Origin of the sequence: Subtercola boreus, from assembly GCF_006716115.1 — a bacterium.
In the GTDB taxonomy this organism is placed as follows: Bacteria; Actinomycetota; Actinomycetes; order Actinomycetales; family Microbacteriaceae; genus Subtercola; species Subtercola boreus.
On record NZ_VFOO01000001.1, the window covers coordinates 3542918 to 3563848 of the forward strand.

20 protein-coding genes are annotated in these 20931 nt (G+C 68.2%); 16 read left to right on the forward strand and 4 right to left on the reverse strand.

Features of this window, described 5'->3' with window-relative positions:
* Positions 1-38: 38 nt before the first annotated feature.
* The 3 genes from dcd (at position 39) to FB464_RS16585 (ending at position 2671) form a co-directional block, all read left to right on the forward strand.
* Positions 39-689 carry a dCTP deaminase gene (gene dcd / locus FB464_RS16575; RefSeq protein ID WP_116416051.1) on the forward strand — a complete coding sequence of 217 codons (651 nt, stop codon included), beginning with the start codon at positions 39-41 and terminating at the stop codon, positions 687-689.
* A gap of 117 nt (positions 690-806) precedes the next feature.
* Positions 807-1868: a hypothetical protein gene (locus FB464_RS16580; protein WP_116416050.1), complete on the forward strand. Its 1062-nt coding sequence runs from the start codon at positions 807-809 to the stop codon at positions 1866-1868.
* A 68-nt stretch (positions 1869-1936) separates the two neighbouring features.
* Positions 1937-2671, forward strand: a complete 735-nt coding sequence (locus tag FB464_RS16585) for an HAD-IA family hydrolase (protein ID WP_116416049.1) — start codon at positions 1937-1939, stop codon at positions 2669-2671.
* 115 nt (positions 2672-2786) lie between these two features.
* Here the strand turns inward: FB464_RS16585 and idi are convergent, their stop codons facing one another.
* The gene (idi, locus tag FB464_RS16590; RefSeq protein WP_116416048.1) at positions 2787-3353 is read right to left on the reverse strand and encodes an isopentenyl-diphosphate Delta-isomerase; all 567 of its coding nucleotides are present in this window, start codon (positions 3351-3353) and stop codon (positions 2787-2789) included.
* Between the two features lie 33 nt (positions 3354-3386).
* Here idi and FB464_RS16595 point away from each other — a divergent pair, with 33 nt between their 5' ends.
* From FB464_RS16595 to FB464_RS16620, 6 genes are all read left to right on the forward strand, one after another.
* On the forward strand, positions 3387-4460 hold the full coding sequence (locus FB464_RS16595; RefSeq protein ID WP_116416047.1) for a polyprenyl synthetase family protein: 1074 nt from the start codon (positions 3387-3389) through the stop codon (positions 4458-4460).
* Positions 4457-5395 carry a phytoene/squalene synthase family protein gene (locus tag FB464_RS16600; protein WP_116416046.1) on the forward strand — a complete coding sequence of 313 codons (939 nt, stop codon included), beginning with the start codon at positions 4457-4459 and terminating at the stop codon, positions 5393-5395. Before FB464_RS16595 ends, FB464_RS16600 begins: the two co-directional genes overlap by 4 nt.
* Positions 5392-7407 (forward strand): phytoene desaturase family protein, encoded by a 2016-nt coding sequence (crtI, locus tag FB464_RS20325; RefSeq protein WP_246093112.1) that lies wholly within the window; start codon positions 5392-5394, stop codon positions 7405-7407. The genes FB464_RS16600 and crtI overlap by 4 nt, the downstream gene beginning before the upstream one ends.
* An 82-nt stretch (positions 7408-7489) precedes the next feature.
* Entirely contained in the window at positions 7490-7846 is a 357-nt protein-coding gene (locus FB464_RS16610; protein WP_116416044.1) for a lycopene cyclase domain-containing protein, read from the forward strand.
* Complete coding sequence (locus FB464_RS16615; RefSeq protein ID WP_116416043.1) at positions 7843-8175, forward strand: lycopene cyclase domain-containing protein; 333 nt, start codon at positions 7843-7845, stop codon at positions 8173-8175. The genes FB464_RS16610 and FB464_RS16615 overlap by 4 nt, the downstream gene beginning before the upstream one ends.
* Positions 8172-9038 carry a prenyltransferase gene (locus tag FB464_RS16620; RefSeq protein ID WP_116416042.1) on the forward strand — a complete coding sequence of 289 codons (867 nt, stop codon included), beginning with the start codon at positions 8172-8174 and terminating at the stop codon, positions 9036-9038. The genes FB464_RS16615 and FB464_RS16620 overlap by 4 nt, the downstream gene beginning before the upstream one ends.
* A 22-nt stretch (positions 9039-9060) precedes the next feature.
* Here the strand turns inward: FB464_RS16620 and FB464_RS16625 are convergent, their stop codons facing one another.
* Complete coding sequence (locus FB464_RS16625) at positions 9061-9558, reverse strand: MarR family winged helix-turn-helix transcriptional regulator (RefSeq protein WP_116416041.1); 498 nt, start codon at positions 9556-9558, stop codon at positions 9061-9063.
* 119 nt (positions 9559-9677) lie between these two features.
* On the opposite strand from FB464_RS16625, the gene FB464_RS16630 reads away from it, so the two are divergent.
* Positions 9678-10439, forward strand: a complete 762-nt coding sequence (locus FB464_RS16630; RefSeq protein WP_116416040.1) for an SDR family NAD(P)-dependent oxidoreductase — start codon at positions 9678-9680, stop codon at positions 10437-10439.
* A gap of 85 nt (positions 10440-10524) precedes the next feature.
* Here the strand turns inward: FB464_RS16630 and FB464_RS16635 are convergent, their stop codons facing one another.
* Positions 10525-11868, reverse strand: coding sequence for an MFS transporter (locus tag FB464_RS16635; protein ID WP_116416039.1), 1344 nt, complete (start codon positions 11866-11868; stop codon positions 10525-10527).
* A 189-nt stretch (positions 11869-12057) separates the two neighbouring features.
* On the opposite strand from FB464_RS16635, the gene dnaK reads away from it, so the two are divergent.
* From dnaK to FB464_RS16660, 5 genes are all read left to right on the forward strand, one after another.
* A complete protein-coding gene (gene dnaK, locus FB464_RS16640; RefSeq protein ID WP_116416038.1) occupies positions 12058-13932 on the forward strand; it encodes a molecular chaperone DnaK in 1875 nt (624 codons plus the stop codon).
* Between the two features lie 2 nt (positions 13933-13934).
* Positions 13935-14582 carry a nucleotide exchange factor GrpE gene (locus FB464_RS16645; RefSeq protein ID WP_116416037.1) on the forward strand — a complete coding sequence of 216 codons (648 nt, stop codon included), beginning with the start codon at positions 13935-13937 and terminating at the stop codon, positions 14580-14582.
* Positions 14575-15588, forward strand: a complete 1014-nt coding sequence (locus tag FB464_RS16650) for a DnaJ C-terminal domain-containing protein (RefSeq protein ID WP_116416036.1) — start codon at positions 14575-14577, stop codon at positions 15586-15588. The genes FB464_RS16645 and FB464_RS16650 overlap by 8 nt, the downstream gene beginning before the upstream one ends.
* Positions 15589-15672: 84 nt before the next feature.
* Positions 15673-16089 (forward strand): heat shock protein transcriptional repressor HspR, encoded by a 417-nt coding sequence (locus FB464_RS16655; RefSeq protein ID WP_425472432.1) that lies wholly within the window; start codon positions 15673-15675, stop codon positions 16087-16089.
* 52 nt (positions 16090-16141) lie between these two features.
* Positions 16142-17023, forward strand: a complete 882-nt coding sequence (locus tag FB464_RS16660; protein WP_116416034.1) for a hypothetical protein — start codon at positions 16142-16144, stop codon at positions 17021-17023.
* A gap of 1 nt (position 17024) precedes the next feature.
* Here the strand turns inward: FB464_RS16660 and mptB are convergent, their stop codons facing one another.
* Positions 17025-18572 (reverse strand): polyprenol phosphomannose-dependent alpha 1,6 mannosyltransferase MptB, encoded by a 1548-nt coding sequence (gene mptB, locus FB464_RS16665; protein WP_142206742.1) that lies wholly within the window; start codon positions 18570-18572, stop codon positions 17025-17027.
* Positions 18573-18719: 147 nt separating this feature from the next.
* Between mptB and FB464_RS16670 the strand changes: the two genes are divergently transcribed.
* Positions 18720-20885, forward strand: a complete 2166-nt coding sequence (locus tag FB464_RS16670; protein ID WP_116416032.1) for an ATP-dependent Clp protease ATP-binding subunit — start codon at positions 18720-18722, stop codon at positions 20883-20885.
* The last annotated feature ends 46 nt before the right edge of the window (positions 20886-20931 follow it).

The following is a 20931-nucleotide window of genomic DNA, read 5'->3' on the forward strand; positions in this document are numbered from 1 at the left end:
AGGAAGGGAGGGGCAGGGCCGGGCAGTAGGCTGGCCGCATGCTCCTCAGTGACCGAGACATCAGGGCCGAATTGGGCAGCGGGCGGGTCGGGCTCGAACCCTACGAGCCCCGCATGGTGCAGCCCTCGAGTGTGGATGTCCGCCTCGACCGCTTCTTTCGCCTCTTCGACAACCACAAGTACCCGTTCATCGACCCCGCCGAAGACCAGCCCGAGCTGACCCGGCTGATCGAAACGAAAGCGGATGAGCCGTTCATCCTGCACCCCGGCGAGTTCGTGCTCGGCTCGACCTTCGAGCGCGTGACCCTTCCCGACGACCTCGCGGCCCGCCTGGAGGGCAAGAGCTCGCTCGGCCGCCTGGGCCTCCTCACGCACTCGACGGCCGGGTTCATCGACCCGGGCTTCTCCGGACACGTCACCCTCGAACTGTCGAACGTCGCCACCCTGCCGATCAAGCTCTGGCCGGGGATGAAGATCGGCCAGCTCTGCTTCTTCCAGCTCAGCTCGCCGGCCGAGCATCCGTACGGCTCGGGCGAGTACGGCTCCCGCTACCAGGGGCAGCGCGGCCCGACCGCCTCCCGCTCGCACCTGAACTTCGTGCGCTCCGACGTGTCGGCGGGCACCGCGGGCGCGGCTCCGGATGCCCGCCCCTCCACCTCCGAGCCGACGACCCTCGGCGGCCACGGCTGACCCGCTCCTCTTCGTCGATCCCTGCTCGTCGTGACGGGCTGGCGTGGTGGGTCCGCGCGGGTGATGATGGGGTGAGCCGCGAGGGCGGCGAGGCGGGGCGAAGAGGGCGGAGCGACGATGACCGGATGGCACGCCCGCTTCGAGCGCGACGCGCGCTTCCGGCAGGCCGTCGAGACGGAGTACGAGGGCCCGTACGACGTCGGTGATGCCGTCTGGTGGCTCGATCATCCCTCGGACGACGCGCCCTCGGGGGAGCCGTCACCGCGCCGCGTGCTGTCCGCGCTGCAGCGTGACGCATTCGCCCGCCCGGCCGGCGCGGGCGACGAGTCCAGGTCGCTGGAGGCCCTGGCCGAGCTCCAGTCGCTCACAGCCGCCCTCGACGCCGACCGCGACGAGACGCAGCGGGCGGTCGATGAGGCGCTGGCGGTTCTGGATGCCCGTCCCGCCCTCCGCCGCAGAACCACCGTGCTGCTCGCCGGGGCCTTCATCGCGGCCGGCTGCCTGGCGGGAGGGGCGGTCTTCGCGGCGACGAGCGTGATCGCGACGGGAGGTTTCGGGGGCGGCGCCGGAAGCAGCGCCGACGGCGGGAGCAGCAGCACGAACGGTCCGGGAGGCTCGGCCGGCGGCGGCCCGGGCACGAGCCAGGGCGACAACGGTGACAACGCTGCGGAGGCCGCCGCCGACGGCGCGGGCACGGCGGCGGACGGCGGGTCGAGCTACAGCGCCACCGGCGGCGACGGTTCCGCCGCTCCGGCACCGCGGCTCACGGCGGCGCCGTACCCGAACTTCCCACCGGGCGTGGGGGCCGACTCGTACGCCGCGATCTTCTCCCACGGGCAGCTCGTCGCAGACCTTCCGCCCTCCGAACCCGCGGCAGAACTGCTGGTCGCGACCTTCCGCGCGCTGAACATCGGCCAGAACAGCCCGGGTGCGGTCTATGCGGCGGTGAACACGTCGAACCAGGTGTGCCTGGTGGTCTACGGAAACCCGGTGGACTACGGCTACACCTGCGACGACGTCGACCGGGTGGCGACCAGCGGGCTGCAGGTGTCCCTCGCGACCCGGGACCACACGGATCCGGCCTCGGGCGTGGTGACGCCCGGCGTCGGGCTCTCGGCGCGCTGGCTGCCCGACGGCGCCCTCACCCTCGACTCGTCGCTGCCCTACGACCGCGACTGACTCGCAGACCGGTCGGATCCCGCCATGACCTGGCGCGCGGGGCCGATACGCTGGAAACGGAGGCCCCGATGACCCAGCAGCACCCCGAGCAGACCGCCCACCCGATCAGCCGGCAGGACGCAGATCCGAGCGACGCGGGGGCGGAGCGCACGGCGGCCCCGGGCATCCGTGACCGCGTGTTCGCGGCAGCCCTGTTCGACATGGACGGCACGCTCATCGACTCGACTCCCGCCGTCGACCGCTCGTGGACGACGTGGGGGCAGGAGTACGGCCTCGACCCCGCATTCCGCGAGGGCATGCACGGCAAGCCGGCGATCGGCCTGGTCAGCGCTGTCATCGCGCCGGAGCATGTGGAGGAGGCCTTCGCGCGCATCCTGCACCTCGAACTGGTCGACGTCGACGGCATCACTCCGCTCGGCGGCGCCGCAGAACTGCTCGGCAGCCTGCCCGAGGAACGCCGCGCGATCGTGACGTCGTGCACGCGCGACCTCGCCCGGGTGCGGATCGGAGCCGCGGGCATCCCGGCGCCGGCCACGGTCGTGACGATCGACGACACCCCCCGGGGCAAGCCGTTCCCCGAGCCGTTCCTCGAGGGCGCGCGCCGGTTGGGCGTCGACCCGCGCGACTGTGTGGTCTTCGAGGATGCCCCCGCCGGGCTCGCCGCCGGCCGGGCTGCAGGATGCACGACCGTCGGCGTGGTCGGAACGCATTCCGCGGCGGAACTCGACGCCGACCTCGTGGTCGACAGTCTCGCCGACGTCCGTTTGGTCCCGTCCCCCGGCGGCTTCCGCCTGGCGTACTGACCCTCCCCGCCCCCCGCCCTTTCCATCGAGTGGGCAGTTTGGGCCCCAAAACTCCGCGTTTGGGGCCCAAACTGCCCACTCGAGAAGGAAAGGGAAGGGGGAGGGGGAGGGGGGGTCAGGCCGCGAGGGTGGCGCGGGCCGCCATCAGGGCGGGGAGTTGCAGGGTGAGCCAGGGGCTGAACGCCCAGGGCGTCGCCTCGATCGAGGCCAGCAGGGCATCCGGTTCGGCCCACTGCCACTCGGCGACCTCGTCGGGGCTGGGCTGCAGGGCATCCGGGAGCCCGGCGACATCTGTCAGCACCGCTGTGTAGACGGGGCAGATCTCGTTCTCGACGATCCCGCTCGCGTCGACCGCGCGGTACCGGAAGTCGGGCAGAGCCACGCGGATCGAGGTGAGGCCGCTCCCGATGCCGAGTTCGTCGTGGGCACGACGCGCCAGGGCGGCATCGAAGCTCTCTCCGGGCGCCGGATGCCCGCAGAACGAATTCGTCCAGACGCCGGGCCACGTGCGTTTCGCCAGCGCGCGCCGCGTGACGAGGATGCGCCCGGCCTCGTCGAAGACGTGGCAGGAGAAAGCGAGGTGCAGCGGGGTGTCGGTTGTGTGCACCGTCGCCTTGTCGGCGACACCGATGGGTTCTCCGCCGTCGGACAGTAGCACGACCTGCTCATCGGAGGCAGCCATAACGCCCTCTCTCACTCGGTGGGTTACGCTCAAATGGTGGACCCACAGGATCTCGTGGTGGCAAGCTCGCGGCGACAGAAACATGTCGACGACGTACTTGACCGCTTCTTCAGCCTAGCCAAGAACCGCGCTGCGGCGATCGGGCCACGATACGTGACGCTCTGGCAGACCCTCGAACGGAACACTTCGGGCGGCAAGCGTTTCCGGCCGGGCATGGTCATGGGGGCATATGAGTCCCTCGGCGGCACCGACAGCGAGGCCGCGGCCCACATCGGGGCGGCATTCGAACTGCTGCACACGGCCCTCATCGTGCACGACGACGTGATCGATCGGGACTTCATCCGCCGCGGCGGGGTGAACGTCTCCGGGGTCTACCGGGACTTCGCTCAGACCGCGGGCATCCCGGTCCCGGCGGCCGAGCACCGGGGCCTCTCCGTCGCCGTCATCGCCGGCGACCTGGCGCTCTCGAACGCGTTCCGGATGATCGACAAGGCCGGTGTCGGAGACGAGATGCGCCGTCGCCTCCACGACATCTTCGACGAGGCTCTGTTCGCCTCGGCCGCCGGTGAGCTCTTCGACGTGGACTTCTCCCAGCTGAAGTCGATGCCGACGGTGGACGAGGTCGTCGACATGGAACGCCTGAAGACCGCCGTCTACTCGTTCGAGAGCCCCTGTGAGGCCGGCGCCGTGCTGGCCGGTGCGAGCGACGAAGCAGTGCGCGCCCTCGCCTCCTTCGGTCGCAACATCGGCATCGCCTACCAGATCGTGGACGACGTGCTCGGCGTCTTCGGTGACGAAGCCGCCACGGGCAAGACCACCATCGGCGACCTGCGGGAGGGCAAGCGCACAGTTCTCATCGCCTACGCCTCGGGCTGCCCGGAGTGGCTGGAGATCTCGCAGTGGCTCGGCCTCCCCGACCTCACGCGCGAGCAGGCCGGCGTGGTGCGACGCTCCCTCGAGGCGTGCGGCGCCCGCCAGTACGCGGAGGATCTCGCCCGCGAGTTCGCTGACCGCGCCATCGAGGAGCTGGCTTCGGATGCTCTCCCCGACGCCACGCGCGACGAGTTCCAGCCCGTGATCGACGCCGTGCTGCGGCGGGTGCGGTGAGCGGCGAGACCGCCGATCTCGCCCGGGCGCGGTCGCTCTACGACAGGGTCGCCGTCGAGACGGCGGGCATCGTCATCCATCGATATTCCACATCGTTCGGCCTCGCGTCGAGGTTGCTCTCGCCGTCGGTGCGCCGTCACGTCGACAACATCTACGCCCTGGTGCGGCTCGCCGACGAGGTCGTCGACGGTGTCGCGGCCTCCGCGTCGCTCCAGGCGCCCGAGATCGCCCGCCTCCTCGACACTCTCGAGAAGGAGACGCTCGACGCGATCGCCGTCGGCTACAGCACCAACCTCGTCGTGCACGCCTTCGCGCTGACCGCCCGGGAGGTCTCGTTCGGGGCCGAGCTCGTCTCGCCGTTCTACGCCTCGATGCGGGCCGACCTCACCGAGACGGAGCACACGCCCGAGTCGTTCACGGAATATGTCTACGGCTCCGCGGAGGTCGTCGGGCTGATGTGCCTGTGTGCATTCCTCGAGGGGCATACAATTCCGGATGACCGGCGAACCACCCTCGTCGACGGTGCCCGGCATCTGGGCGCCGCGTTCCAGAAGATCAACTTCCTGCGCGACCTCTCCGCCGATTTCGCGGGGCTCGGGCGGAGCTACTTCCCCGGCGTCAACGTGTCGACCTTCGGGGAGACGGCGAAGCGCGACATCCTCGACGACATCGACAACGACCTCCGGATTGCGCGCGCCAGCCTTCCGCTGCTGCCCGCGTCTTCGCGGCGGGCGGTGGCGCTCGCACAGGGTCTGTTCGGCGAACTGACCCGTCGGCTCCGCCAGACCCCTGCTGCCGTGCTCGCCGAGACGCGCATCCGGGTGCCGAACCCGGTGAAGCTGCGCATCGCCGCCTCCGCTGCCGCCGGCCGCCTGCCGCGCGAATTCCCGCCCGCTTCCCCCCTTTCACCACGCACTGCCGAGGAGACCCGTTGACCCGCGAGCACGACGATCCCCGGCCACAGGATGACGAACCGGGCAACTCCTTCGACGACATCGTCGACGGTGAGACAGAGGTGATCGAGCGCCTGCCCGACGACTACGTGCTCGATGCCTACGCCGCCCGCCCCACAGCGGCAGCCGAGCGCGCCGCCGCGGCCCTCCGTCCGGGTGCGGGCAAGACAGCGGTCGTCATCGGTGCGGGGATCAGCGGCCTCGCGACCGCCGGACTCCTCGCCCGCGACGGCTACAGCGTCACGGTCGTCGAGAAGCAGCAGGCGGTCGGCGGTCGGGCAGGGCTCTGGGAGAAGGACGGCTTCCGCTTCGACGCCGGCCCCTCCTGGTACCTGATGCCCGAGGTCTTCGACCACTGGTACAAGCTCATGGGCTCCTCGGCTGCCGCGGAACTCGACCTCTCGAAGCTCGACCCGGGCTACCGCGTGCTGTTCCAGGACGAGTTCCACCCGGTCGACATTGCGGCGAACCGGGAGGACAATCTCGAGCTCTTCGAATCGCTCGAACCCGGATCCGGCGTGCGCATGGCCGGGTACCTCGACTCCGCCGCCGAGACGTACGAGCTGGCGAAGGAGTACTTCCTCTACTCGACGTTCGAGGACTTCCGACCGCTGCTGAAGGGCCCGGTGCTGAAACGTTCACCCAGGCTGGTGCGGCTGCTGCTGGAGTCGCTCGACAGTTTCGCGGGACGTACGGTGCGCGACCCGCGCCTGCAGCAGATCCTCGGCTACCCCGCGGTGTTCCTCGGCTCGTCACCGTATTCCACTCCGAGCATGTATCACCTGATGAGCCACCTCGACCTCGACGACGGGGTGCTCTACCCGCAGGGCGGGCTCGCGCGAGTCATCGAGAGCATCGAGCAGCTTGCCGTGTCTGCCGGAGTCACGGTCGTCACGGGTGCCACCGTCAGCCGCATCGTGACCACCGACGACCACGTCGACCCAGCCGCGCTGGCGGCACCCGAGCCCGGGCCCTACGACTACCCGACGAATGAGTTCGACACGAACGTGATCGACCGCGACGAGCTCCGGCGCGTGCTGGAGGGGGAGGCGGAGCCGACAGAGGATGCACCCGCGGCACCCGCGGCACCCGCGGCACCTGCGGCCCCAGCAGCTGCCGCCAACACCGGCGTGAGCGCCGCTGCCGCACCCTCGCCGACGCCCGTGCGCGTCGCGGGCATCCAGTACCTCGACGCCACCGGTGCCGCCCACACCCTCGAAGCGGACATCGTCGTGGCCGCAACAGACCTCAAGCACGTCGAGACCACCATGCTCCTCCCGGAGCTGCAGACCTACCCCGAGAGCTACTGGGCGAAGAAGACGGCCGGGCCGAGCGCCGTGCTCATCTACCTCGGTGTCTCCGGCGAGATCCCCGAGCTCCTTCACCACACCCTCTTCTTCACCAAGACCTGGAAGACCGACTTCGAGCAGATCTTCGGCAAGGGCGGCGTCGCCGCCGGCCTGCTGAAGGGTGTCGGTATCGGCCGTCCGGTGACCACGAGCGTGCCCAGCCCGGCCTCGATCTACGTCTGCCGGCCGAGCGCCACGGATGCCTCGGTCGCGCCCGAGGGCTCGGAGAACCTGTTCGTGCTGGTGCCGATCCCCGCCGACCCGGGCATCGGGTCGGGCGGCGAAGACGGATCGGGTTCCGCCCAGGTCGAGGCCATCGCCGACGCCGCCATCGCACAGATCGCCGAGTGGGCGGGCGTGCCCGACCTCGCCGAGCGCATCACGGTGCGCCGGACGGTCGGCCCGGCCGACTTCGCGAACGACCTGAACACGTGGAACGGTACGGCTCTCGGCCCCGCGCACACCCTCGGGCAGAGCGCGTTCTTCCGTGCGGGCAACGTGAGCAAGAAGGTGGGCGGTCTCTACTACGCGGGCGGATCGACGATCCCCGGCATCGGTCTGCCGATGTGCCTGATCAGCGCCGAACTGGTGATCAAGCGGCTGCGCGGCGACATCTCGACGACTGCCCTGCCGGAGCCGCTGTGAGCCCGGTCGGAGCTGGTCTGCCCGGCGGCGGGTCGGGCAGCGCCGGACCAGGCCGCGGCAGGGATGCCCGGGGGCGGCGCTGATGGGCATCCTGTACCTGCTCGCCCTGCTGGTCGCGCTGACCGGGATGGTGATGCTCGACCGGCGGTTCCGCCTGTTCTTCTGGCAGGACGCCCGCCGCGCCGCCATCGTGCTGGTCGTGGGCGTGCTGTTCTTCCTGGCCTGGGATCTCTCCGGCATCACCGCGGGCATCTTCTTCCGCGGGGAGACCTCGTTCATGACGGGGGTGCTCGTCGGACCGGAGCTGCCTCTCGAGGAGGTCTTCTTCCTGACGATGCTCTGCTACCTGACGATGAACCTGTTCGAGGCGGTCAGCCGGATGCTCGCCCGCACCAGCCTCACCGCGCGAACCCGCTCGATGGAAGGGAGGCGCCCGTGACCTACTGGACACTCAACGCGATCTTCCTCGTGGTCACCGTCGCGCTGGCCATCGCCGCGCGCCTCGTCCGCCGGCGCCCGCGACTCCTGCCCCTCGCCGTCACGGTGCTGGTGCTCTTCGTGATCAGCGTCGTCTTCGACAACGTGATGATCGGTGTCGGCCTGGTCGGCTACAACCGCGATCTCATCTCGGGCGCCTTCCTCGGCATCGCCCCCCTCGAGGACTTCGCCTATGTCTTCGGCGCCGTGCTTCTCCTGCCGGCCCTCTGGTATCTGCTCCCGACAGCCCGGCGCCGCTCGGCCGACCGCCGATCGGAGTCGAACTCATGAGTAAGCTCGGCCAGGTCATCCTGTCCTCACGGCCGCTGTCGTGGGTGAACACTGCATTCCCGTTCGCGGCGGGCTATCTGCTCACCACGCGCGAGATCGACCTGACGTTCGTGCTCGGAACCCTCTACTTCCTCGTTCCGTACAACCTCGCGATGTACGGCATCAACGACGTGTTCGACTACGAGTCCGACATGCGGAACCCGCGGAAGGGCGGCGTCGAGGGCGCGGTGCTCAGCCGCTCGATGCACCGCATCACGCTCGTCAGCGCGGCAGTGACGAATATTCCGTTCCTGGTATATCTCGTGATCGTCGGTTCTCCGCTGTCGTGGCTCGTGCTCGCCGTGAGCGTCTTCGCCGTCATCGCGTACAGCGCACCGAAACTGCGCTTCAAAGAGCGCCCCTTCGTCGACTCGCTCACCTCGAGCACGCACTTCGTCAGCCCGGCGGTCTACGGCCTGGTGCTCGCGGGCGCGGTCTTCACACCGGGACTGTGGGCCATTCTGGCTGCCTTCTTCCTCTGGGGCATCGCCAGCCACGCCTTCGGTGCGGTGCAGGACATCGTGGCCGACCGCGAGGGTGGCATCGCCTCCATCGCCACCGTCATCGGCGGACGCCAGACCGTTCGCTTCGCTTTCTTCGCCTATGTGCTGGGGGGCATCCTGATGCTCTTCACCGGCTGGCCCGGCCCGCTCGCGGCCCTGCTCGCCCTGCCCTATGCCTTCAGCGTGCTGCCGTTCTGGTCGATCAGCGACGCGGATGCCGAACGCGCCAACGCAGGCTGGAAGAGGTTCCTCTACCTGAACTTCGCCACCGGCTTCCTGGTGACGATGCTGCTGATCTGGTACGTGCTGATCAGCGCCTGATCAGCACCTGATCAGCGCCTGATCAGCCCAGCTCGACCGGCAGGTCGTACGGCGGGTGCCTCAGCTGGGCATCCTGTGCCCGCAGGCGAGCGAGGAACGCCCCCACCGGGCCGAGCTCGGACTCCCCGAGGTGCACGGCGAACTCCCGCTGCACCACTTCGAGCACGAGCCTCGTCGACAAGGTGAAGGTCGTTTCGCCGTGCTCTGTCGGTGTGATCAGGATGCTCCGCCGGTCATCCGGCGACGGTCGGCGCTCGACGAGCCCGGCTTTCACCATGCTCGACACGAGGTTGCTCGCCGATCCACTGCTGTAGAGCAGGGTGCGGGAGACGGCGCTCACGCTCAGCGTGTGTGCGGGCGCCGTGCCCAGGTTGTAGAGAAGGTCGTACTGCGCCCAGCTGATCGCCAGTTCGGACTTGAGGGCCTTCTCCACCGTGCGCATGACCCGTGTGTAGGCGAGTACGAAGTCCGCCCAGACAGCGAAGTGGGCGGCATCCGGGGCGGGCGACTGGTCGGTCATCGTGTTCCGAGGATAACCCCACGACCCGAGGGGTCCCGGGTCGCGAAGCAGGCGTAGAGTGATACCTGTAACTACAGGCAAATGCCTGCAAGTGTTTTGAGAAGTGGAAGAAGGAACAGATGTCAGCCCAGCGGTTCGACGACAAGGTCGTTTTCGTCACGGGAGGAGCCTCGGGGCTCGGTGCGGCGGCCGCCGGCAAGTTCGCGGCCGAGGGTGCCAAGGTGGTCATCGCCGACCTCAACATCGACGGCGCCACAGCGTTCGCGGCGACGCTGCCCGACGGTTTCGCGGTGAAGGTCGACGTCTCCGACCCCGCTAGCGTCGAGGCCGGCTTCGCGAGCGCGATCGAGCACTACGGCCACGTCGACGTGATCTTCAACAACGCGGGCATCGATGGCAAGCAGCAGAAGCTGCACGAGATGGACCTCGCGAACTGGGAGAAGGTGCGGAACATCAACGGAGACGGCGTCTTCTTTGTGCTGAAGTACGGAATCGCCGCACTGCTCGCGTCCGGTGGCGGCAGCATCGTCAACACCTCGTCCACGGCCGGCCTGACCGCACAGGACAACATCTCGCCCTACACGTTCGCCAAAGCCGGCATCGTCGGGCTCACGCGATCGGCTGCCGTCGAATACGCGAAGTCGAACATCCGTGTCAATGCGGTCGCGCCCACCGTGGTTCTGACGCCGCTGGTGCAGAACTTCATCGACACCGCACCCGACCCGAAGGCCATGGCGGAGCGGATGGCGAACTTCAACCCGATCCCCGGGATGCCGACGGCAGACGACGTCGCGAACGCGGTGCTGTTCCTCGCCTCCTCCGACGCGGCCTGGATCACCGGCCACACGCTGCCGATCGACGGCGGCTACGTGGCGGTCTGACGACCGGACTGGCCCGGGCCCGTCACCCCAGGGGCCCAGGCCAGTCCTCTTTGTCATCAGCGCGGCGCAGCGGCCCGCCGGCGGCTCAGTCGCTGAGCTGTTTCTGCTTCGCCGAAACCGGCAGCAGCACCAGGAGGCCGACGAGCAGCACCAGCACGATTCCGAGGATGCCCCAGTACTGGGCGCCTCCGAGGGTCACGAAGAGAGCGAAGGCGGCCGGCGCGAGGAACGTCGCCGCCTTGCCCGTCGTCGCGTACAGGCCGAAGATCTCGCCCTCGCGGCCGGCCGGGATGACGCGGCCGAGGAACGAGCGGCTGGCCGACTGGGCCGGACCGACGAACAGGCAGAGCGCGAGCCCGAAGACCCAGAACGCGCCCTTGCCCGCGTCGTGCAGGAAGAAGACGGCCGAGCCGCAGATCACCAGGCCGATGAGCGCGACGACGATGACGGGCTTCGGGCCGACCCGGTCATCCAGTCGCCCGACGATCACGGTGGAGACGCCGGCCGTGACGTTCGCAGCGATCGCGAAGATGATGACCTCGCTGGCCGAGAAGCCGAACGTGCCGGCGGCCAGCACCCCGCCGAACGTGAACACGCCGGTCAGGCCGTCGCGGAAGACGGCGGAGGCGATCAGGAAGTACACGGTGTGGCGGTTCGTGCGCCAGAGGCCAGCGATGTCCCGACCGAGTCGGGCGTACGAGGCGAAGAAGCTGACCCTGGGGCGCGCGGCCGAGCCGTGCGGCTCCAGTTCCGGAACCGAGATCAGCACCGGCAGAGCGAAGATCGCGAACCAGACCGCCGCGATGAGCATCGAGACGCGCACCGAGAGCCCGTTCTCGCTCGTCACGCCGAAGAGCCCGACATCCGGGTGGATGAAACCGAAGTACACGATCAGCAGCAGAACGATGCCGCCGAAGTACCCCATCGACCAGCCGAAGCCGCTGACCTTGCCGATGGTGCGCCGGTTCGACACGCTCGAGAGCATCGCGTTGTAGTTCACCTCGGCGAACTGGAAGAACACCGACCCCGCCGCCAGCAGCAGCAGCCCGAGCCAGAGGTATTCGGGAGCGGCCTGCACGAAGAACAGGCCCGCGATGATCGCCACCACGATGTAGGTGTTCACACCGAGCCAGAGCTTGCGGTTTCCGGAGGTGTCGCTCCGCTGGCCTGTCACCGGGGCGAGCAGGGCGACGATCAGGCCGGCAACGCCGAGCGTCCAGCCGAGCTGGGCGGAGACGAAGGCCTCGTCGCCGAACGGGTGGTTCACCGCATTGCCAGTCAGATAGACCGTGAAGACGAAGGTCGTGACGACAGCGTTGAACGAGGCTCCGCCCCAGTCCCAGAGCGCCCACGCGATGATGCGCCGCCGGGGTACGACGCGGTCGTCGGCTCCGGATGATCGTGCCGGTGTCGGGGAGGGTGCTGTCATGACTGAACAGTACATTCCTCGCGTAAACAGCAGTGAAACTCCTGAGAGTTGAGCCACTGTGACTCAAGTTCTGCGATCCGGGCTTGACACCAGGGAGCCTCCCGGTAAACTTGATGCCATGGGACTCAACTTCAGGGTTGGCCCACAGGACTTGAAAACCGGCCGTGAGGCCAAGAAGGAGAATCGCACATGGCTCGTGCAGTAGGAATCGACCTCGGAACCACCAACTCTGTTGTCTCCGTGCTCGAAGGTGGAGAACCCACCGTCATCGCGAACGCCGAAGGCTTTCGCACCACCCCCTCCATCGTGGCCTACACGAAAGACGGTGAAGTGCTCGTCGGCGAGACCGCGAAGCGCCAGGCCGTCACCAACGTCGACCGCACCATCTCCAGCGTCAAGCGCCACATCGGCACCGACTGGACCGTCGCGATCGACGACAAGAAGTACACCCCCCAGGAGATCTCGGCGCGCATCCTCGCGAAGCTGAAGCGCGACGCTGAGTCGTACCTCGGCGACAAGGTCACCGACGCTGTCATCACCGTTCCCGCGTACTTCAACGACGCCGAGCGCCAGGCCACCAAGGAGGCCGGCGAGATCGCGGGCCTCAACGTGCTCCGCATCATCAACGAGCCGACCGCCGCGGCGCTCGCCTACGGCCTCGACAAGGGCAAGGAGGACGAGCTCATCCTGGTCTTCGACCTCGGTGGCGGAACGTTCGACGTCTCACTCCTCGAAGTGGGCAAGGACGACGACTTCAGCACCATCCAGGTGCGTTCGACCGCCGGCGACAACCGCCTCGGCGGCGATGACTGGGACCAGCGCGTCGTCGACTACCTGGTCAAGCGCTTCAAGGACTCGACCGGTGTCGACGTCTCCGGCGACAAGATCGCCAAGCAGCGCCTGAAGGAGGCTGCTGAGCAGGCCAAGAAGGAACTGTCCGGTTCGCTCTCCACGACCATTCAGCTCCCGTACCTCTCGCTCACCGAGAACGGCCCGGCCAACCTCGACGAGACGCTCAGCCGCGCCAAGTTCGAAGAGCTGACCGCCGACCTGCTGGCCCGCACCGAGAAGCCCTTCCACGATGTCATCAAGGAGGCCGGTGTCTCGGTCGCCGACATCGCGCACGTCGTGCTCGTCGGTGGTTCCACCCGTATGCCCGCCGTCGTCGCCCTCGTCAAGAAGCTGACCGGTGGCCGCGAGCCGAACAAGGGCGTGAACCCGGATGAGGTCGTGGCCGTCGGTGCCGCGCTGCAGGCCGGCGTGCTGAAGGGCGAGCGCAAAGACGTTCTGCTCATCGACGTCACCCCCCTGTCGCTCGGAATCGAGACCAAGGGCGGCATGATGACCAAGCTCATCGAGCGGAACACCGCCATCCCGACCAAGCGCAGCGAGACCTTCACCACCGCGGATGACAACCAGCCGTCCGTCGCCATCCAGGTCTTCCAGGGCGAGCGTGAGTTCACCCGCGACAACAAGAACCTCGGAACGTTCGAGCTGACCGGCATCGCGCCGGCTCCGCGCGGCATCCCGCAGGTCGAGGTCACCTTCGACATCGACGCCAACGGCATCGTGCACGTGTCCGCGAAGGACAAGGGCACCGGCAAGGAGCAGTCGATGACCATCACCGGCGGGTCGAGCCTCTCGAAGGACGACATCGCCCGCATGGTGCGGGAGGGCGAGGAGCACGCTGCTGAGGACAAGAAGCGTCGCGAGGCTGCGGAGACCCGCAACACCAGCGAGCAGCTCGCCTACTCGATCGACAAGCTGATCAAGGACAACGAAGACAAACTGCCCGAAGACGTCAAGACCGAGGTGCAGGCCGATGTGGATGCTCTGAAGAGCGCCCTCGCCGGTGATGACGACGAGGCGGTGAAGACCGCGTTCGACAAGCTCAACGAGAGCCAGTCGAAGCTCGGCCAGGCCATCTACGCGAACTCCCAGGCCGACGAGGCAGCAGCTGCTGCCGGGTCGACCGAGGAGCCGGCCGCTTCGGAGCCTTCGTCCGACGAGGACATCGTCGACGCAGAGGTTGTCGACGACGAAGAGTCGAAAGAGCAGAAGTAACCGTGGCCGCCGACAAGTCGAACCGCGACGGCGAGAGCCCGAACGATGACGAGTCCGGTCGGTTCCCCGAGGCCGGGTCCGAGGCATTCTCCTCGGACCCGGCGACGGGCGAGCCAGTGGAGGATGGAGCCTTCGTCGAGGCCGAAGGGCCCGACGTCGAGACTCCGAGCAATGGTTCGTTGAACGACGACGACCTGAGCTTTCTCGACGCCGTGAGCTCCGGGCAGGCCGACGATCTCGCTGCGGAGCGGCTCGGCGACCTGCAACGGGTCACCGCCGAATACGCCAACTACCGCAAGCGCACCGAAGCCAACCGTGAGGTTGAGCGGGAGCGCACCGTGGGTGACGTGGTGAAGATCCTGCTTCCCGTTCTCGACGACCTCGACCGTGCCGAGAAGCACGGCGATCTCGCGGACGGGCCGTTCGCCTCCATCGCGGGCAAACTCCGCACCGGTGTCGAGCGCCTCGGCCTGAAGCCCTTCGGGGCGGCCGGTGAGGTCTTCGACCCGAAGGAGCACGAAGCGATCTTCCAGCAGCCGACCGCGGGCGTCGAGGTGGCCACCATCGCCGACGTCGTCGAGACGGGGTACTACCTCGGTTCGACCCTGCTGCGGGCGGCCAAGGTTGTCGTCGCGGTGCCGAATGGCTAGCCAGGACTGGTTCGACAAAGACTTCTACAAGGTACTCGGTGTATCCAAAGACGTCTCTGCGGCCGACCTGAAGAAGCAGTACCGCAAACTCGCCCGGCAGTACCACCCGGACTCCAACCCGGGCGATGCTGCCGCCGAGGCGAAGTTCAAGGAGATCAGCGAGGCCAACTCGGTGCTCGCCGACGCTGAACAGCGCAAGGAGTACGACCAGATCCGTGCGATGGGTTCCGGTGCCCGCTTCACGGCGGGTGGCCAGGGCCAGTCGGGCGGTTTCGAAGACGTCTTCGGCGGAATGTTCGGCGGCGGCGCCGGCCGTGGGGGCAGTGCGGGCGGCAGTGCCGGTTCGAACTACAGCTTCCAGCAGGCCGGCTACGACGATCTGCTCGGTGGCATGTTCGGTGGCAACCGCGGCTTCGGCCAGCCGAGCGGCGGTTTCCGCGGCTACGGCGGACCGACCCGCGGCCGCGACGTCACGGCCCGCACCACGGTCGACTTCGTCACGGCGACCAAGGGTGACACGATCAAGCTGCAGACCGCCGAGGGAACCACCATCACGGTGAAGATCCCGGCGGGTGTCTCCGACGGGCAGAAGATCAAGCTGCGCGGCAAGGGTGAGAAGAGCCAGGACGGCGGCGAACCCGGAGACATCGTGCTCACGGTGGCTGTACGCAAGCACCCTGTCTTCGACCGCGACGGGCTGAACCTCCGGGTGAACGTCCCCGTGACGTTCGTCGAGGCGACGCTCGGCGCCACGATCGAGGTGCCGACTCTCGGGGGAGACCCCGTGAAGTTGCGTGTCGGTCCCGGAACGCCGAGCGGCCGGGTGCTCCGCGTCAAGGGCCGGGGCGTCGAGACGCCGAAGGGCACGGGCGACCTGCTCGCCGTCGTGCAGGTCGCCGTTCCGTCGCACCTGTCCGACGAGGCGCGCGAGGCGCTGTTGGCCTTCCATGCGCTCGAACCGAACGAGAACCCGCGAGCGGAACTGCTCGCGAAAGCACGGGAGTGAGCGCCACGTTCCGGATGATCGTGCCCCCGATCATCCGGAACCCTCACCCGCGCCCAGACTCACCACGACGACGAAGGAATACCCGTGCCACAGCCCGTCGATGAGAACGCGCCTCTCTTCGCCATCGCCGTCGCTGCCGAGCTCGCCGAGATGCACCCGCAGACACTCCGGCAGTACGACCGGCTGGGGCTCGTCAATCCGAGCCGAACGGCCGGCAAGTCGCGACGCTACTCGCTCCGCGACGTGATGCAACTGCGCGAGATCGCGCGGCTCGGCTCCGAGGGCATCACGCTCGAAGGGATCCGGCGCATCCTGGAGCTCGAGAACCTCAACCAGGAGCTCGCGCGTCGCGTACGCGAGCTCGAGTCGGCGCTCGCCGACGAACTGCTGAACCGCCCCGGGCGCCGCGTCTTCGCGGCCGGAGCCGAGGGCGAGATCGTGTCGTTGAAGAACGGCACGCGCAGCCAGCGCCGCACGGAGGTCGTGGTCTGGCGCCCCTGACAACCCGGGGGACGTGAACGGGCGTGCTGTCGAACCTTGCAAGAATGGGGGCATGACGAACACCCCCGCGCTCGGTCTGCTGCTCGACATCGACGGACCGATCGCGTCGCCCGTCTCCCGGTCGATCGCCATCCCGAGCATCCTTGCCGATCTCGTGACGCTGGCGGCGGCGGGTGTCCCGATCGCGTTCATCACCGGCCGCTCGGCGGACTTCGTGCTCGACGAGGTCGTGGCGCCGCTCCGGGCCGCGGGACTCGACGACGCGCTCGCCGGAGGGGGACGGATGTTCGTGGTCTGCGAGAAGGGTGCCGTCTGGTTCGCGATGGCTCCCACCGGCCCGCAGCCCGTCGAGATCGATGCAACGGTGGCGTTGCCGGGCGAGTTCCGCTCGCACATCCGCTCGCTCGTCGAGGCGCGCTTCAGCGACTCGATGTTCTTCGACGAAGGCAAGCGCGCGATGGTCTCGGTCGAGCAGAGGACGGAGCTGAGTGCGGAGGAGTACCGCCCGCTGCAGCTGGAGTACAACGAGGTCGCCTATGCGGCGCTCGTCGAGCGGGGGCTCGGAGCACGCTACGGCGACCGGGAGGCCCCGAATGCGGCCGGCGACATCCCGTTCCGGCTCGACCCCACGATCATCTCGACCGACGTGGAATCGGTCACCCTCGACAAGGACAGGGGTGCCGAGCGTGCGGTCGGCTTCTTCGAGGAGCAGGGTGACCTGCCCCTCGTCTGGCGTACCGTCGGCGACTCGCGGAGCGACTACAAGATGGCCGACTACCTGCACGGTGCCGGATACGAGGTGGCGCACGTGGACGTGCGGCCGGCCGACGGCATCCTCCAGAAGCCGTACCAGGTGATCGTCGAGGGTGACCTCATCCACGATGAGGCTGGAGCGGCGTTCCTGTCGTACTGGGTGCAGAAGCTCGGCCTGTAGGTCAGACCGAGGTGCGGGTGTTCCCGGCCCCCGCAGCGGCGCGGTGCAGCTTCGCGACCGCGCGTCGCTCCCGGTAGGTTCGGATCCGCCGCACGATCAGCCCCACGGAGAGCTCCTCGTGGATGCAGTACGCGATGATCAGCGCCACACCGCCGCCCGTAATGAACACCGTGCGGATCACGTAGCCCAGGATGTCGCCCTGCACCGCATCCGAGATGTCCATGCCCTCGGCGATGCTCACACACGCGAAGAAGATCGATGCAGAGACCGCCAGATGCGTCGCCAGCCCCTCGCGGATGCCGACGACCGCGAACAGGATGATGCACCACGCCGCATACCAGGGGTGGATGACCGGCGAAAGGATGACCGTGGCGGTGAACGCCAGGGCGAGGCGCATCAGCGGGTCGAGGTTACGTTTCGTGAGCATCACCCACGCCACGACGATGACCATGACCCCGATGGCGGCGAACTTGATGATGTCGGCGGGCAGTTCGCCGTCGAGGCCGAAGGCGCCGAACGCTCCGCCGACCGCAATGGCGAGGATGTTGACGGGGGCGTACCAGTGCGAGACGGATCCGGGGGTCGCGAGGGTCAGCACCCAGCCGAAGCCGATCCCCATGAGGAGGCCGAGGGCGCCGAGCACTGCGCCGGAGAGGGCGACCGTGACCACCCAGTACTTGATCGTGCTGCGGAGCGTGCGGTTCTGGCCGGCCCAGATGATGCCCACGATCGGCAGCGCGAGCACCGCGATAGGTTTCACCCCGACCGAGGCGGTGATGAGCAGTATGCCGAGGATCGGATGCTTGCGGAGGGCCGCGTAGACCCCGGCGAGCAGCAGCGCGAGCATCAGCGCATCGTTGTGCCCGGCGACGACGAAGTTGAACATCACCACGGGGCTCGCAAGCACGAGCCAGAGCATCTTGTCGGGCGGGACCTGCCGCAGGACGGCGATCCGGTAGGCGAAGTAGGCGATGCCGAGGGCACTGACGATCGCGATCAACCGGAAGAGAGCAACCGCGACGATCGGGGACGTGCCTGCGACGGTGACCGTGGCCTCCTCGATGGCGAGGTAGACCGGCCCGTAGGGCGTCTTCGCGTTCGCCCACATGGGGTCGACACCGATGTTGAACCAGCCCTGGATGGCGGAGATGCCGTCGACGTAGGGGTTGAACCCCCCCGCCATGAGTCGCCCCTGGCCGACGTACGCGAACAGGTCACGCGAGTAGAGCGGCACGGCGACGGCGAGGGGAAGGGCCCAGGCGACACTCGTCACGATGACGCGCTTGAGGGCATCCGCGGGGTTCTTGCGCATGGCCGAGCCAAGCTTCAGCCAGGCGATGACGAGCAGCAGGCCCGCTCCGATGACCACGAACGTCGAGAGGTGGACGAGCAGATCGTTGCCCCGCAGGGTCTCGATGATCGGCCAGCCCCGCACGTTCGACCCCGGCCCGAGCCAGCCGACGGCCAGGGAACCGAGCGCGATGAAGACGGACCCCACCAGTCCGAGGAGGAGGGGGGAACCCAGCTCACGCCTCAAAATACTCTTCACTGTCAATACTCTAGGTCGATCCGGCTGGGAACGGGATGATCCGGGATGAACTGGTGGCGCTCAGCAGTCTTCTTCGCTAAAATTGAGCTAGGTCGACTCAAGTCTCACGGCCTCGATGAACAACACGATGGAAAGGTCAACCCTCCCATGCAGCCGCAGAGCGGTCAGCAGAACGTCGACGAGCAGAGCGCTCTCGAGAAGTACGGCGTCAACCTCACGAAGATCGCCGCCAGCGGCAAACTCGATCCCGTCATCGGGCGGGACGCAGAGATCCGCCGCGTCAGCCAGGTGCTGACCCGTCGCACCAAGAACAACCCCGTGCTCATCGGCGAGCCCGGGGTCGGCAAGACCGCCGTGGTCGAGGGACTGGCCCAGCGCATCATCGCCGGCGATGTCGCCGACTCGCTGAAGGGCAAACAGCTGGTCTCGCTCGACCTCGCGGCGCTCGTCGCGGGCGCGAAGTACCGCGGCGAGTTCGAGGAGCGCCTGAAGGCCGTGCTGAAGGAGATCAACGACGCCGACGGCCAGATCATCACGTTCGTCGACGAGCTCCACACGCTGATGGGCGCCGGCGGCGGCGAAGGCTCGGTGGCGGCATCCAACATGCTGAAGCCGATGCTCGCCCGCGGTGAGCTGCGGCTCATCGGCGCGACCACCCTGAACGAATACCGCGAGTTCATCGAGAAGGATGCGGCGCTCGAGCGCCGGTTCCAGCAGGTGTTCGTGGGCGAACCCAGCGTCGAAGACACAATCGCCATCCTGCGCGGGCTGAAGGAGCGCTACGAGGCGCACCACAAGGTCGCGATCGCCGACGCCGCTCTCGTGGCGGCGGCATCCCTCTCGAACCGGTACATCTCCGGTCGCCAGCTGCCCGACAAGGCCATCGACCTGATCGACGAGGCAGCGTCACGCCTCCGCATGGAGATCGACTCCGCACCCGTCGCGATCGACGAACTGCGACGGAGCGTCGACCGGCTGAAGCTGGAGGAGTTGGCGCTGAAGAAGGAGAAGGACGACGCGTCGAAGCTGCGACTCGAGAAGCTGCGCGCCGATCTCGCGACTCGCAGCGCCGACCTCGGCGTGCTGCAGGAACGCTGGGACCGGGAACGTGCAGTGCTGAACCGCGTCGGTGAGCTCAAGACGCAGCTCGATGCCGCCCGGATGTCGGCGGAGAAGGCCCAGCGTGAGGGCAACCTCGAGCGGGCATCCAAACTCCTCTACGGCGAGATTCCCGTGCTCGAACGGCAGCTGCGCGAGGCGGAGAGCGCCGAGAAGTTCCCCGACGGTGAGCGCATGGTGAGCGACCAGGTCACCGAGGCGGAGATCGCGGCCGTGATCGCGGCCTGGACGGGCATCCCCGTCGACCGCCTCACCCAGGGGGAGACGCAGAAGCTCCTGAACCTCGAGGCCGAGCTCGGCAAACGGCTGATCGGGCAGCGGCCTGCCGTTCGTGCGGTCGCCGACGCGGTTCGACGCACCCGTGCGGGCATCTCCGATCCGAACCGGCCCACCGGCTCGTTCCTGTTCCTCGGGCCGACCGGTGTGGGCAAGACCGAGTTGGCCAAGGCTCTCGCCGAGTTCCTCTTCGACGACGAGCGGGCGATGATCCGCATCGACATGAGCGAGTACGGCGAGAAGCACTCGGTCGCCCGGCTGCTCGGAGCCCCTCCCGGGTACATCGGGTATGAGCAGGGCGGGCAGCTCACCGAGGCGGTGCGGCGGCGGCCCTACTCGGTCGTGCTGATGGACGAGGTCGAGAAGGCCCACCCCGAGGTGTTCGACGTGCTGCTGCAGGTGCTCGACGACGGTCGGCTGACCGACGGGCAGGGGCGCACGGTCGACTTCCGCAACACGATCCTGATCCTCACCTCGAACCTCGGGTCGCAGTTCCTCGTCGACCCGTCCCTCAGTGACGGCGCGCGCGAGCAGGCGGTGCTGCAGGTCGTGCGGCAGACCTTCAAGCCCGAGTTCGTGAACCGGCTCGACGACATCGTGGTGTTCACGGCGCTCACCCACGACGACCTCGCGCAGATCGTGTCGCTGTACGTCGACCGGCTAGCGCGGCGTGTCTCCGAGCGCGGGCTGTCGCTGGCGGTGACCCCGGATGCTCGCAGCTGGCTCGCCGAGGCGGGCTACGATCCCGCGTACGGCGCCCGGCCGCTGAGGCGGCTGATGCAGCGCGAGATCGACGACCGGCTCTCGATGGCGCTGCTCTCCGGCGCGATCACCGACGGGGACACGGTCTACGTGGGCCTCGCCCCCGACGGCACCGCCCTCACGGTCGGCCCCGTCGTCCGCGTCCCCTCCCCCTGACCCCGCGTCCCCGCCCCTCCCACCCCCCTCGTTCCTCCCCTCTCCC